This is a genomic window from Archangium lipolyticum, assembly GCF_024623785.1.
GTDB lineage: Bacteria > Myxococcota > Myxococcia > Myxococcales > Myxococcaceae > Archangium > Archangium lipolyticum.
The window spans coordinates 50,946-64,696 of the sequence record NZ_JANKBZ010000043.1 but is presented as its reverse complement, the minus strand read 5'-3'; the positions used below and the strand labels follow the sequence as shown (position 1 = coordinate 64,696).

Sequence of the window (13,751 nt, the reverse complement as noted above, 5' to 3'; positions counted from 1 at the left end):
CGATTCCTCACCGTGTATGCCCCCTCTCCCTCTGGGAGAGGGCTGGGGTGAGGGTCTTCCCCCCTGTGCCTCCGTCTACCGCGAAGCCAGCGCATCCACGTGCTGGCGGAGAGCCACTTCATTCTCCAGCCGCGAGCTGAGCCCGGCGATGGGCTGAGCGGCCTGGGCAATGCGTCCCCGGGTGCGAGGACCAGCGGCCACGAGCCAGGCCACGCCGAGGGCGAGCTCGGCCATGTCGGGAGAACCGCCCAACTGGGGCACGAGGGAGAGCAGGGCCTCGACGGCCTTCTTCACCTGGGCGCCGTGCAACGCGTGGCTGCTGGTAATCCCCTGGCGCAGCAACTCCAGCAGGGCGAGCGCGGTGGCGCGGGCCTGGCGTACGGGCTCGGAGCCCGTCCCCGTGCCGGCCCACAGGCCGCTGGCGAGCTGCTGCCCGAGCAGGCCCACGCCGCCGTCAGCGGCGGCCTCTTCAGCGACGCTCGAGGGGACAACGCTGGCGTCCTCCAGGGACAGGGGCTCCGGGGCCGCGAAGGCATCCCCGGCGGGCCCGGCCGAGGACGCGACCTCCTTCTTCTTGCCCTGACGCAGCCGCTCGAAGAAGCCGCCACCCTTCGTCTGCTCCTGACGGAGAGCGGCCGCGGCGCGAGCCGGCGCCGGCGCGGACACAGGAGCCGGAGGAGGCGGCGCGGACGGAGCGGACGCGTACCGGATGGGCGAAGGGGGCGGGGGCGCACCCGCGGAGACATTCGCGAAGGACGCGACCTTCTTCGCCATCGCCACCCTGGGGTGCTGTACCGGCGAGCCCTCCGCCTCCTCCTTGGCGGTGTCGAACATGGCCCAGCCGGCGGGGGCGTGGACGGGGATGACGCGAGTCTCCGGCTGACCCGAGGCGCGGCGCTCGCCGGTGCGCTCCTCCACCACGACGAAGGAGGTGTACGGCGTGACGATGCCGTGAGCGAGCGCGAGTTGAACGATGCGCTCCTGGAGGGCCTGTGCGCGCCGGCCCACGAGCGCGGCGTCCTGCCAGGAGCGGATGCGCTCGGCGGCCCACAGCTTCTCCACGGCGGGCCTGTCGCTCTCGGCGGGGAAGCTGACGGGGATGGAGAGCGAGAACGTCTCCGCGCCGGACTTCCCCTTGAGCAGCACCTTGCCCGAGCCGGGCGTGGTGTAGCGGCCGAAGAGGCTCCACGGCGAGCCGTCCACGAGCTGCGGGGGCTCGGCGGGGGCCAGCTCCGAGGCCTCCACGCCCTCGAAGCGCACCTCCACGCCGGTGACGCGCGGGGCGAGCGCGCGGGAGAACTGGGCCACCACCTTGTCGTCGATGCGCTCGCCAGGGTGGATGAACTCCACCGCGCCGCCCGTCTGGCGGGCCATGTCCTTGAGCAGCACGTCGCTCACGTTGGTGCCGATGCCGAAGGAGTAGATGCGGGCCGTCTTCCGCTCGGCCATCACCGCGTCGAGGATCTCCGACTCGTTGCCCACCTGGCCGTCGGTGAGGAGCACCACGACACCGTCCGGCACGGCCCGCACGGCGGCCCGCATGGGCTCGAGCAGCTCGGTGCCACCGCTGGCGTGCAGGGCGGCCACCCAGCGATCGGCCTGCTCCAGGGTCCTCTGGGTGAAGGGGACGGGCTCGGGCGAGAAGAGGTGGAAGGAGTTCTCGAAGGCGATGACGTTGAAGCGGTCGCCCTCGCGCAGGTGGCGCAGGCACAGGCGGAGCGCGCCCTGGGCCTGGGGGAGGCTCTCGCCGTCCATGGAGCCGGAGGTGTCCACGACGAACACCACCTCCTGGCGCTTGGGGCCCGCGGCCATGCCGAGCAGGTCCGGCACCACGGTGAGCGCGAAGGTGCCGGGCTCCTGGCCCTGGCGGTGGGTGACGAGCGTGGTGAGCGGGGTGCTCGTATCGGGGCTGCGCACGCTGAGCACGAGGTCCCGGTCCAGGGCCACGCCCGGCTGGGAGAGCTTCACGCGCATCCCACCCTCGGCGCGGGAGACGTCCAGCTTGTGCGAGGGGCTCTCCACCACCACCTCGCGGCCGAGCGAGACGAGCAGGTCCAACGTGAGGCCGTAACGCGCGTCACCCACGGGCGGGGTGATGCGGTCCGCGTCGGGCACGCGGTCGGTGGGGTCGGCGGCGCCGTGGGCGGTGCGATCGCCCATCGGAGCGCCGGGGATGTAGCGGGGAGCCACGAGGGTGGGCAAAGCCCAGCGCACACAGCCCTCCTCCACCTGGATGGCCTGGAGGAACTCGACTTCGACGAGCGTCTCCTCACCGGGCAGGAGGTTGCCCACCTGGGCGGTGAAGACGTTGGGGCGCTCCTGGTCGAGCAGCGCGGCGCCGTGGCCGGCCGTCACCGCGTCGTCATAGGCGCGGAAGGCCTCCTCGCGCTTCTTGAGGACACCCTGGATGCGGCGCCCGGCGCACTCCATGGAGAACGCGGTGAGGGTGGCGTCGGAGGGGAGGGGAAAGACGTAGACGGCCTCGACGGGTTTGGACTCGGCGTTGCGGTAGCGCTGGCGTACGCGCACCCGGGCATGGCCGCCGAGGAGCTCGCCGGTGACGTCCACGCCCTGAAGGGGAACCTGCGCACCGCTCTGCGTGTACAGCCCTGCCTTCACGTTCTCGACGTTCTCCATGGCTCTACCTTTCCTGGGACTCCTGGATGAGGGCGCGCACTCGCTCCACGAGCGCCCGGGTCTTCGCGTCCGCCGTATCGGCGAGGTGCAGCTCCAGCCCTGGCGCCAGTTCCCACCGGCGCCAGCTTGTCACCCCGTCGGGGGAGGACACAGAGGCCCTGGCCTTCTCTGGAGCCGTGAGGGGAGCCGGGGCGGGGGCCTCGGCGGCGGGGATGGGTCCAGGGGGCGGAAGAGGGGCGGGGCCGGACTCGGCGAGCGCCTTCAGCTCATCGGGGCCCAGACGCGCCAGCTCCACCTGGATGGCATCGAGCGGGAGGAACTTCGCCTGCAGGGCGCGGATGGCCTTGAGGCGCAGCAGGTGGTCCTCCCCGTAGGCGGTGTCCGGCCCCTTGAAGGGCGGGGCGGGCAGGAGTCCCCGCTGGACGTAGTAGCGCACGGTCCGCGGGGACACGCCCGCCGCCTCGGCCAGCTCCGTCAGCTTCCACTCCCTGGGTGTCTTCGTCGTGCTCACGACCCTGACAGTAGGATTCGACAGTGCTGGTGTCAAGTTCCCACTGTTGATTCGCCACTGTCATGAAGCCACTGTGAAGAGGGAGGGGGCGGGCAGCCGGGCTTGCACCAGGCGGGTCGCGGTGGGACAGAGCAGGGCCCATGGACGCGACGGTCGGCGTGGACATCTCTTCCATCCGGGTCATTGGAGCGGCGGTGACACCAGCGGTGATGGTGTCCGCGTGCGGCATCCTGGCCTCGGGGTTGGACAACCAGATCGCGCGGATGACGTCCCGCCTGCGGGAGATGCTGAAGGAGTGGCGCTCGCTGCCGGAGGAAGACCCACGGCGCGAGGTGCTGAAGGCGGAGGTGGCCATCCTGGACCGGAGGCACCTGCTGCTGGCGCGGGCGATGGGGATGGCCTACGGGGCGCTCATCTCGTTCGTGCTGACCTCGCTGCTGTACCTGTCGCAGCGGCGCTTCGGCGTGCCGGATGTGCTGCCGGTGGTGTCCTTCTCGGTGGGCGTGGTGTTGCTGGGAGTCATCGCGGTGTTCGCGCTGGCGTCGCTGCGGCTCGGCCGGGACGCGATCGCGCTGGAGAAGCGCGAGATGTTCAGGGACGCGGAGACTCCCTCGCCGCCCGGTGAGCGGAGCCGGTGAGGGGGTGCTCCCACCGGGGAGCCGGCTGACGTCCGGATGAACTGAAAAGCGGTCCCCGGCACATGCCAGGGACCGCTCTTCTCTTTCAGGGCGCGTGCTGGGGAGTGCGCTCAGGGAGCGGGAGCCAGCTCCGGCAGCATGGGGACGCGGCGCGTTCCGGGGCCGTTGGGGGTGGAGGCGCTGTTGTTCGTCACCCGGCGCATCTTCGAGCGGATGAGGGGGAGATCCTTGCGGAGGGCGTTGACGAACGAGGAGGGGGCGGTGGGCTCGACGTAGAAGGCGACGGTGGCGCCGGTGGCATCGGTGACGTAGGCACCGAAGTCCTGCAGGGCCTGGGCGACCATCTTGCCCTGCGGCGAGAGGCCCAGCGCGTTGATGTCCACCGAGGGCGGGATGGCGAAGTAGGCGCCCATGGGGACGTGGCCCTTGTAGGTGGTCTCGCTGCCCCAGTCCTGCTCGGTGGCGGGCCAGACGTAACCCTTGGCGGTGCCGTATCCGTTCGCGTCGTAGCCGCTGTAGCCGCCGCTGTAATAGAGCTGGACGCGGTCGACGGCGACGGCCAGCGCGTGCTGGATCTTCCCCGTGTACTTCGGATGGGTGGGGTCGGTCTCCCAGCCGCGGATGAGCCCGCCGATGGCCGAGCCACCATAGGCGCGCACACCATTCTGTGGCCCGATGCCGTTACCGAAGAGGTCGATCTTGTGATGACGCCCGACCCTGTAGGACGTGGTCGACTGCCGCGTCACGTCCCAGGCCTCGTCGATGAACGCGCGGGTCGGGTGGATGATGTGCATGTGCTTGTCGGTGCCGTTGGCGATGACGGCCGTCGAGGGAATGTAATAGGCCCCGTTGCGCGAGGAGTCGTTGTAGTCGGTCACCGTCGCCCAGGGATCGCTCGAGGAGGCGAAGGTGATGGGGTGGGAATAGACATCCCAGTTGGCCCAGGTGTTGATGGTCATCCCGTTGATGCTGGTGGCGATGAAATCCTTCGTCGCGGGATCCGTCGTCTCCGCGTACGTGGCCTGGGTGCCGATGGGCAGGTTCCAGATGGAGCTCGAGCGGAACGGCTGCAGCGTGGCGTCGCGGGTGCTAGCCGTGGTGTAGACCTTGAACTCGTCGTAGCGCGCGAGGTTGTCCTGGCTGCCGAGCAGACCGACGCGGGTAGCGCTCTGGTGGCTCGCGTCGTTGACGCCGCCCTTGAGCACGCCATTGATGTAGACGTCGATGCGGTCTCCGGAGGTGCGGACCTCGAGGACGTCACCGGCGGCGGGCGCCTGGGAGATCTGCAGGGGGAACGTCTGGGTGCCGCCGACGAACTTCGTGAGGAAGTACTTTCCCTCGCTGGTGTCGGTGGCCAGCTTCCAGCAGTTGTTCCGGTCGATGAAGCGGAAGGTGAGGCCGGAGTACTGGCCGAGGGTGGCCAGGGTGACCATCACGCGCACGTTGGAGGTGGCATTGACGGTGGCGTAGTGGTCGTACCAGGTGCCGTCATCGGTGGCGAGATAGGCCCTGTTCGAGATGATTCCCCACTTCGCGGTGGAGGGGGTGTAGCTCCAGGCCTGTCCGCCGGTCTCGAGGCTGCCCAGCGTGGTGGTGCTGTTCGCGCGGGTGAACGAGTCGTACAGGTTGGAGTCGGCGAGCGCGGTACCGATGCCGTCCGCCTGGATGAACGCTTCGGACGTCTCGTCCGGGGATGCGCCGCCGCCACACGCGGACCCCAGGGTCAGCAGGGGAAGCAGCACGGAGACGGCGACGAGCCTTCGCGAACGGGTGATGCGGTGGGGCGCCAGGACCATTCTTCTCTCTCCTCTTGTTCGGGCAATACGGGGATTGCTCGATAGTAGGAAAGAGCTGGAAAATCAACGTCAGGAGGCTCACTTGGGCTGCGGGATTTGCAGGCCGAGGGCGCGCATGAGGTCCAGGGGGATGGGGATGATGGTCTGGTTGCCGCCGCCGGTGATCTCCACGAGGGTCTGCAGGTAGCGGAGCTGGAGGGTGATGGGGTTGCGGTTGAGCACGTCGGCGGCGAGGGAGAGCTTCTCGGCGGCCTGGTGCTCGCCCTCGGCGGCGATGATCTTCGCGCGGCGTTCGCGCTCGGCCTCGGCCTGGCGGGCGATGGCGCGCTGCATCTCCACGGGCAGGTCGATGTGTTTCACCTCGACGTTGGAGACCTTGATGCCCCAGGGGTCGGTATGGGCATCGAGCACCTTCTGGATGTCGCGGTTGACGCGGTCGCGCTCGGAGAGGAGCTGGTCCAGCTCCACCTGGCCGAGGATGGCGCGCAGGGTGGTTTGAGCGAGCTGGCTGGTGGCGTAGAGGTAGTCCTCGACCTGGAGGACGGCCTTGTCGGCGTGGATGACGCGGAAGTAGACGACGGCGTTGACCTTCACGCTGACGTTGTCCTTGGTGATGACGTCCTGGGGGGGCACGTCGCGGGCGACGGTGCGCATGTCGATGATGACGATGCGCTCGACGAAGGGGATGATCCACCGGAAGCCGGCGCGCTTGAGGCCCACGAAGCGGCCGAGGCGGAAGACGACGCCGCTCTCGTACTCGTTGACGATGCGCACGCCGGAGATGAAGAGGAGCACGAGGATGCCCAGGGGGATGAGCAGGCCGAGGGCATTCAGGAAGAAGTCATTCATGGCTTCACCTCGTCGACGAAGAGGGTGAGCCCCTCCACGCGGCGCACGACCACGCGGGTGCCGGGGGGAAGGGGCGAGGAGGAGAGGGCGGACCAGCGCTCGCCATGGACGAACACCGCGCCGCCGGAGGGAGAGACGGCTTCGAGCACCTGGCCCATCTCGCCCACGAGGCCCACGTCGCCAGCGAGTTGGGGCCTGCGGCGGGTCTCGGCGGCGCGGAAGGCGAGGAAGACGGCGGCTCCGGCGAAGAAGACGGCGGTGGGAATGACCGTATGCAGGGGGAGCCGCAGGGGACGGTCGACGAACCAGCTCGCGTCGAAACGGTCGACGAGGAACACGCCGCCGAGCACGAGCAGCACGGTGCCCGTGGCGCCGAGCAGGCCGCTGGTGACGAAGAGCTCGGCGACGAGCAGGGCGACGCCGAGGAGCAGCAGGACGAGGGCGCCGGTGCGAACGGGGAGGGCGGAGGAGGCGAGCAGGGCGAGGACCAGACACACGACACCGGTGATGCCTGGGGCGAAGAGGCCGGGGTGGGTGAGCTCCACGGCGATGCAGAGGCCGGCGATGAGGAAGAGGATGTAGACGACGGCGGGCTGGGCGAGGACGTGGAGGACGCGCTGGGAGAGGGAGGGGGCGAGCTCGACTATCTGGGCATTGGCGGTGCGGAGGGTGACGGGCGTGTCGGCGACGGTGACGGTGCGGCCGTGGGCCCATTCGAGGAAGGCCTCCTGGGTGGGGGCGAGGTGCTCGATGACGTGCAGGGCGAGGGCCTTCTCGGCGGGGACGCTCTCGCTCTGGCGGACGGCGCTGATGGCCCACTCGACGTTGCGGCCGCGTTGTTTGGCGATGGCCTCGACGAAGGCGACGGCGTCGTTCTCGATTTTGCGAGCCATCTCCTTGCCACCGGCCTCCTCGGGGTCCTGGCCGGTGAGACCGACGACGGGATGGGCGGCACCGATGTTGGTGCCGGGGGCCATGGCGGCGAGATGGGAGGAGAGGGTGATGAAGACACCGGCACTGCCGGCGCGGGCGCCGGAAGGCCCGACCCACACCAGGACGGGGATACGAGCGCCGAGGAATGCGCGGACGATGGCGCGGGTGGATTCGAGCTCACCACCTGGGGTGTCGAGGCGGAGGAGGAGGGCCTGATGACCGGCGTCCTGGGCGCGCCTGACACAGTCGACGAGATAGGCGCTGGAGCCGGCATCGACCATGCCATCGAGGACACAGAGGGAGACGGTGGGAAGGGAGGGGGAATCCGCGCGCTCGTCTGCCTGGCCGAACAGGGGCAAGGTCAGGACCAGCGCCGCCGCGACCCATCGCGCGAACCCCCCGAGCATCGCGAACCCCACTTCCGTTCACCGCGGGCTCAACACCGCGGCCCCAACCCCTCTCCCTCTGGGAGAGGGACGGGGTGAGGGTACCCGTCTCCGTGCTTCACCTCTGAGAACCGGCCAGACCACTGAGCACCAACCCGGCCCGGGTCACCCCACCTTGGAGGGCATGCGTCCAGCCGTGCACGGCCTCGGGAGTGAAGGGGTCCTGTGTTACACAGCGACACCTCGTGTCCTCGATCCAACTGAATCCCGCCCCCGTGTTCGCCGAGGCCCGGCGCTGGAACGAAGCACCGCTCGAACCGCTGAACGCGCTGAACAGGAACGCCGTGGAGCCGAGGGCTCCGGTGAGAAGCGGGCACCTGCTGCTGATTGGCGGAGGCTTCAAACCGCCGGAGATCATGAAGCGCTTCGTGGAACTGGCGGGAGGCGGCGAGAAGCCCGTGGTGGTGTTCCCGTTGGCGAGCGAGAAGAGCCGTCCCACGGGAGAGGAGCTCAAGGCGCAACTGGTAGCGGCCGGGGCGAGGAACGTGCAGGTGGTGCACGTTGACGAGCGCCGGGACGCGCTGAAGCCCGAGATGGCGGAGACAGTGCGGCGAGCGGGAGGAGTGTTCTTCGGGGGAGGAGACCAGAACCGGATTTCACAGCGGCTGGTGGACACGCCGTTGCTGGAGAGCATCCGTGAGCTGATGGGGCGGGGAGGAGTGGTGGCGGGGACGAGCGCGGGGGCGGCGTGCCAGAGCGAGAAGATGTTCGTGGGCGAAGGAGACGAGACGGTGCTGCGAGCATCGAACATCGTCACGACACGGGGAATCGGGCTGTTGCCGGGGACGATCGTGGACTCGCACTTCGTGGCGAGGAAGCGTCAGGGCCGGTTGGAGAGCCTGGTCCTGGAGAACCCGGAGCTGCTGGGCCTGGGGATCGACGAGGCGACGGCGGCGTGGGTGAAGCCGGAGGGGACGCTGGAGGTGTTGGGGCAGGGGTGGGTGGTCATCTATGACGCGACGCAGGCGCGAGTGGTGCGCATGAGGGACAACCGGCTGGCGGTGTCGGGGCTGGTGCAGCACGCGCTGGTGGAGGGCCAGCGATTCCATCTGGGCCAGAGGACACTGCTTCCGTAGAACCCAACCACCCCTCTCCCTTCGGGAGAGGGACGGAGTGAGGGTACGCGAGCCCCGGGTTGAATCCGTGTATGCCCCCTCTCCCTCTGGGAGAGGGCTGGGGTGAGGGTCTTCCGCCGTCTCAGTGCCCCATGTCGCCAGCCATCGAGGACTCCGCCGCGCTCTCCCGCGAGGCCTCACCTACGGGCCGCTCCTGAGCGAGCGCCTCCAACAGAAGCAACTCATCGAGAACGAGCCGGGGCATGAGGAAGTGCTGGCGGACGCGCTCTCGTCCGCTCGCGCCGAGCGCATGAGCCTGCTGCGGGTAGCGCAGGAGATGAAACATGGCATCGGCGCACTCCTCGACGCTGTCCACGAGGATGCCGCCGATGCCCGGGGGCATCTGCATGGGAATGCCCCCCACGCGTCCGGCGACGACGGGGGTGCCCTTCCAGAGGGCCTCGGAGACGACGAGCCCAAAGCCCTCGCGCAGGGACTTCTGGATGACGACGTCGGAGAGGGATTGGAAGGCATTGACCTCGACGTTGCCCACGCCGACGAGGTTGGTGAACACGTGGATGAGGTGATCGCCGGCGGTTTCGGCGCGGACCTTCTCGTAGATGTCCCAGGCCTCGGGGTCGTCCTGGGCCATGGAGCTGAGGAGGGCGAGCTGGAGGCGGGGGATGCGTTGGCGCACGAGCCGGTAGGCGGCGACGACGCCGAGGGGGTCCTTCCACTTGTCGAAGCGGCTGACCTGGGTGACGAGGGGGTGGCTGATGCGGACGCCGATCCACTCGAGGATGTGGCGAGCGAGGTCTTCGGGGAGGGAGAGGTTCTTGGGGCTGAGGGGGTCGATGGCGGGAGGGATGAGGGCGACGCGGCGGACGGGGAAGCGGGGAGGGATGAAGCTCTGGAGGGTGAAGACGGCGGCGTCGTAGGAGCCGAGGTAGGGGAGGAGGAAGTCCCAGATGGCGGGGTTGGGGTGGGAGGTATCGATGTGGCAGCGCCAGATCCACTTGGGGCCGCGGTGGTGGACGAGACCGGGGATGGCGGCGGGCTGGGGGTCGTGGACGATGACGAAGTCATAGCCCTCGGAGAGGTGGGGCGCGTTGAGCTGGGCATTGCCGAGGTAGAGGGCCTTCTCTGTGTCGGAGAGCTCGCCGGGGGCGCCCTGCAGCCCGTTGTGGAGACGCTTGGTGATTTGAAAGAAGGCGTCGTCGCCGCGGATGATCTTCCACTCGGCCTGGAGGCCGAGGGCCCTGAGGAGGGGGACGCTGGAGCGGAGGATCTCCGAGACACCACCGCCATAGGAGGTGGCGTTGAGGTGGAGGATGCGGGCGCCGCGCAGGTTGCGGGCGACGCGGACGAGCTCATCGAGCTGCTCGTCGGGAGCGACGCCCCGGTAGGACTCGAGGGAGCGATCACCGATGTCGACGACGTCGAGCATGAGACCTCCTGGCGGGAAGGATGGGGCCGAGGTGGCGAGCGTGGAGGAGGGAGGGAGAGGCTCGGTGGGAGGGGAGGGGGGCGATAAGGAGGGTGCCTGGCGGAGTGGGTGAATCCGCTGGCGGACGGAGTGGGAGGGAGCGCGTTGCGGTGGAAGGAGGGGCTCCCTACGGTGGGCCGGAACGCGTTGGAAGGTGGAGGTGCCCATGCGCCGTGCGCTACTGATAGGGATGGGAGTGCTCGTTGGCTTCCTGGCTTGCCGGACGACCCAGCCACCTGGGACGGAGAACCGGGAGCCGCTCGATGACGCGGCCCAGCGGGAGACGGTGCAGAACGTGCCCTCGGAGCCGCCGGGGCCCGCGGGACCGATCACCGAGCCGGACGCGGGAATCCCTCCACAGCCGCGGTGAGCCCCACGTGAGCCGCACCGGGGACGGGTGGACCCAGAAGCTCGATGCAATGGCCGGGGCATTCGGCTAGCTAGAGCCGGGGATGGTCCAACACGAACACGGAACACGGGCCCGCGGTGCGGCACGGGGCGTCCTCTTGGGGATGCTGGTGCTGGCGCTGGGGCTGGGGTGCGCCCGGAGGGCGCCCGAGGGAGCGCGAGTGGAGACGACAGTCTACGTGGCACGCCGGATCCGGACGCTGGACGCGAGGAAGCCGGAGGCCCAGGCGTTGGCGGTGCGCGAGGGGCGGCTGCTGGCGGTGGGGACGAAGGCGGAGGTGCTGAAGGCGGCGGGCGAGGGGGCGCGGGTCGTCGACTACGGGAGCGCGGTGGTGGTGCCGGGGCTGGTGGACGCGCACGCGCACCTGGCGGGACTGGGGCGGAGCCTGACGGTGGCGAGGCTGGAGGGAGCGCGCTCGGTGGACGAGGTCATCCAGCGCCTGGGGGAGGCACCGTCCACGAGCTTCCAGGGGGACTGGCTGGTGGGGAAGGGGTGGGACCAGAACGGGTGGCCGGGCAAGGCCTTTCCGGGACGGGCCGAGCTGGACGCGCGCTTTGCGAAGACTCCGGTGTACCTGACGCGGGTGGACCATCACGCGGCGTGGGTGAACGGGGAGGCGCTGCGGCGGGCGGGCATCACGCGCGAGACGCCGGATCCGGCGGGAGGGCGGATCCTGAGGGACACGAAGGGCGAGCCGACGGGCGTGCTGGTGGACAACGCGATGGACCTGGTGGCGGGGGTGGTGCCGCCGCCGACGGACGAGCAGTTGGAGGCGAGACTCTCGGCGGCGCTGGCGCGGTGCGCGGAGGTGGGGCTGACGGGGGTGCACGACGCGGGGATGGACCTGAGGACGTTCCGGCGGCTGCAGATGTGGGACATGGCGGGGCGGCTGCCGGTGCGGGTGTACGCGATGGCGGATGGGCAGGGAGGGGACCGGCAGACGTACCTGGAGCTGGGGACGTACAGCGGGCGGATGCTGGAGATGAAGGCGGTGAAGTTCCTGCTGGACGGGGCGCTGGGCTCGAGAGGGGCGGCGCTGCACGAGCCCTACAGCGACGCGCCAGGGGAGACGGGGCTGTTGCTGATGGAGCCGGAGGAGCTGTCGGCGAGGACGTGGGCGTTCATGGAGAGGGGCTTCCAGGTGTGCATCCACGCGATAGGGGATCGGGCGAACACGCTGGTGGTGGACACGCTGATCCGCGCGTCGGCGGGGACGGGGACGAAGGCGCTGAGGCACCGGGTGGAGCACGCGCAGATCCTCCGGCCGGAGGACATCGAGAAGCTGGGGGAGGCGGGGCTGGTGGCGAGCGTGCAGCCGACGCACGCGACGAGCGACATGGGGTGGGCGGAGGCGAGACTTGGGGCGGAGAGGCTGAAGGGGGCGTACGCGTGGAGGAGCCTGAAGGAGGCGGGGGCGGTGCTGGCGTTGGGGAGCGACTTCCCGATCGAGAACCCGGACGTCCTGGCGGGGCTGTATGCGGCGAGGACGCGTCAGGACGGGGGGGGGAGACCGGAGGGGGGCTGGCAGCCCCAGGAGCGACTGACGGGGGAAGAGGCGCTGGAGGGCTTCACGGTGGGGCCGGCGTGGGCGTCGTTCGCGGAGAGACGAAGGGGGCGTCTGGTGGAGGGGATGGACGCGGACTTCACGGTGCTATCGGTGGATCCGGTGACGGACGAGCCGAAGAAACTGGTGGACGCGAAGGTGGTGGCGACGGTGGTGGATGGCCGTGAAGTGCACCGTTCCCCCTGAGCGAAGCAACACCCTCTCCCTCTGGGAGAGGGTTGGGGTGAGGGTCTACCCTCGCTACCCGAACAACCGTGACCGAGCAGTCTCCGCGATGGCGACGACGGCGGGGTGCCTGAGTCGCCGCTCGACGGAGATGGCGTAGAAGCAGGTCTCGATGTCAGCGGTGTGCCCGATGACGGAGACATTGAACTGTCGACACACCTCCTGCTCGATGACGGAGGGGGCGGCGAAGACGCCGTGGCCGTGCTGACCGAAGGCGGTCAAGAGGGCGTAGTCGTCGAAGTCGCCGGTGATGACGGGGTGGATGCCGCGGGAGTCGAACCACATCTCGAGGGAGCGGCGGACGGAGGAGGCATCGGAGGGCAGGAGGACGGGAGCCCCGTCGAGGGAGCGAGGGAATCCCTTCGAGAGGTGAGCGAGCCTGGGGGCGGCGAAGAAGGAGACGCCGCACTTGCCGAGCAGGTGGTTGAAGGAGCGGACGCTGACGGGCTCTGGGGAGGGGGAGTCGGCGAGGACGACGTCGAGCTCGTGGAGGGCGAGGGAGGCGAGGAGCTGGGGGAGGGGGCCTTCGCGGCAGGTGATGCGGAGGTCTGGGGAGACGTCGAAGGCGGGCTGGAGGAGGCGTTCGGCGACGAGTTTGGGGATGACGTCGGTGACGCCGACGGCGACGCGGAGGCCCTGGCCGGAGGGCATGCCGTTGACGACGTTCTTGAGCTCGTTGCCGAGGCGGAAGATGTCCTCGGCGTAGCGGAGGACGGTGCGGCCGACGTCGGTGAGGACGAGGCGGCGGCCCTGGCGTTCGAAGAGCTTGTGGCCGAGGGACTCCTCGAGGAGCTTGAGTTGGGCACTGATGGTGGGCTGGGCGAGGTGGAGTTCCTGGCTGGCCTTGGCGATGGAGCCGGCGCGGGCGACGGTCCAGAAGTAGAGGAGGTGGTGGTAGTTGAGCCAGCTCACGCAGGGGCCTCCGGGGGAGATGGCGGGGATTTAACGGAAACGCACGGGGTGTGCGGGCGGGAGGAGAGGAGGGCGGCCGGGCGTGCGAGCGGGGAGGGGGAAGGAGAGGAAGTGGGGTGGAGTTGAAGAACCAGCTTGACGTAAGGGCCGAGTCCCCGTAAATCGCCCGTACTTCGCGCGGTTGAGCAGAACGCCCAGGTAGCTCAGTTGGTAGAGCAGGGGACTGAAAATCCCCGTGTCGGTGGTTCGATTCCGCCCCTGGGCACAAAGTCTCACGAAATTTGAAGGGC

General features: G+C 69.5%; 11 protein-coding genes and 1 tRNA gene. 5 read left to right on the top strand and 7 right to left on the bottom strand.

The window, feature by feature from the left end; translation table 11 throughout:
• Positions 1 to 75: 75 nt before the first annotated feature.
• Both NR810_RS47195 and NR810_RS47190 read right to left on the bottom strand, forming a co-directional pair.
• The gene (locus NR810_RS47195) at positions 76 to 2,637 is read right to left on the bottom strand and encodes a VIT domain-containing protein (protein WP_257462351.1); all 2,562 of its coding nucleotides are present in this window, start codon (positions 2,635 to 2,637) and stop codon (positions 76 to 78) included.
• A gap of 4 nt (positions 2,638 to 2,641) precedes the next feature.
• A complete protein-coding gene (locus tag NR810_RS47190; protein WP_257462350.1) occupies positions 2,642 to 3,148 on the bottom strand; it encodes a helix-turn-helix domain-containing protein in 507 nt (168 codons plus the stop codon).
• 140 nt (positions 3,149 to 3,288) lie between these two features.
• On the opposite strand from NR810_RS47190, the gene NR810_RS47185 reads away from it, so the two are divergent.
• Positions 3,289 to 3,786: a DUF2721 domain-containing protein gene (locus NR810_RS47185; RefSeq protein ID WP_257462348.1), complete on the top strand. Its 498-nt coding sequence runs from the start codon at positions 3,289 to 3,291 to the stop codon at positions 3,784 to 3,786.
• Between the two features lie 110 nt (positions 3,787 to 3,896).
• On the opposite strand, the gene NR810_RS47180 is transcribed toward NR810_RS47185, so the two are convergent.
• The 3 genes from NR810_RS47180 to NR810_RS47170 all read right to left on the bottom strand — a co-directional run bounded on the left by NR810_RS47180 (position 3,897) and on the right by NR810_RS47170 (position 7,771).
• Entirely contained in the window at positions 3,897 to 5,582 is a 1,686-nt protein-coding gene (locus tag NR810_RS47180; RefSeq protein WP_257462347.1) for a hypothetical protein, read from the bottom strand.
• Between the two features lie 78 nt (positions 5,583 to 5,660).
• Positions 5,661 to 6,431, bottom strand: coding sequence for a slipin family protein (locus NR810_RS47175; protein ID WP_257462346.1), 771 nt, complete (start codon positions 6,429 to 6,431; stop codon positions 5,661 to 5,663).
• Positions 6,428 to 7,771, bottom strand: a complete 1,344-nt coding sequence (locus tag NR810_RS47170) for an NfeD family protein (protein ID WP_257462345.1) — start codon at positions 7,769 to 7,771, stop codon at positions 6,428 to 6,430. The genes NR810_RS47175 and NR810_RS47170 overlap by 4 nt, the downstream gene beginning before the upstream one ends.
• A 224-nt stretch (positions 7,772 to 7,995) precedes the next feature.
• On the opposite strand from NR810_RS47170, the gene NR810_RS47165 reads away from it, so the two are divergent.
• Positions 7,996 to 8,886 (top strand): cyanophycinase, encoded by an 891-nt coding sequence (locus NR810_RS47165; RefSeq protein ID WP_257462343.1) that lies wholly within the window; start codon positions 7,996 to 7,998, stop codon positions 8,884 to 8,886.
• Between the two features lie 121 nt (positions 8,887 to 9,007).
• Here the strand turns inward: NR810_RS47165 and NR810_RS47160 are convergent, their stop codons facing one another.
• Complete coding sequence (locus NR810_RS47160) at positions 9,008 to 10,312, bottom strand: glycosyltransferase (RefSeq protein ID WP_257462341.1); 1,305 nt, start codon at positions 10,310 to 10,312, stop codon at positions 9,008 to 9,010.
• A gap of 205 nt (positions 10,313 to 10,517) precedes the next feature.
• Between NR810_RS47160 and NR810_RS47155 the strand changes: the two genes are divergently transcribed.
• On the top strand, positions 10,518 to 10,721 hold the full coding sequence (locus tag NR810_RS47155; protein WP_257462340.1) for a hypothetical protein: 204 nt from the start codon (positions 10,518 to 10,520) through the stop codon (positions 10,719 to 10,721).
• Between the two features lie 142 nt (positions 10,722 to 10,863).
• Positions 10,864 to 12,510, top strand: a complete 1,647-nt coding sequence (locus NR810_RS47150; protein WP_257462368.1) for an amidohydrolase — start codon at positions 10,864 to 10,866, stop codon at positions 12,508 to 12,510.
• 54 nt (positions 12,511 to 12,564) lie between these two features.
• Here the strand turns inward: NR810_RS47150 and nhaR are convergent, their stop codons facing one another.
• The gene (gene nhaR, locus NR810_RS47145; RefSeq protein WP_257462338.1) at positions 12,565 to 13,461 is read right to left on the bottom strand and encodes a transcriptional activator NhaR; all 897 of its coding nucleotides are present in this window, start codon (positions 13,459 to 13,461) and stop codon (positions 12,565 to 12,567) included.
• Between the two features lie 192 nt (positions 13,462 to 13,653).
• On the opposite strand from nhaR, the gene NR810_RS47140 reads away from it, so the two are divergent.
• Positions 13,654 to 13,726 (top strand) — tRNA-Phe (locus tag NR810_RS47140).
• The last annotated feature ends 25 nt before the right edge of the window (positions 13,727 to 13,751 follow it).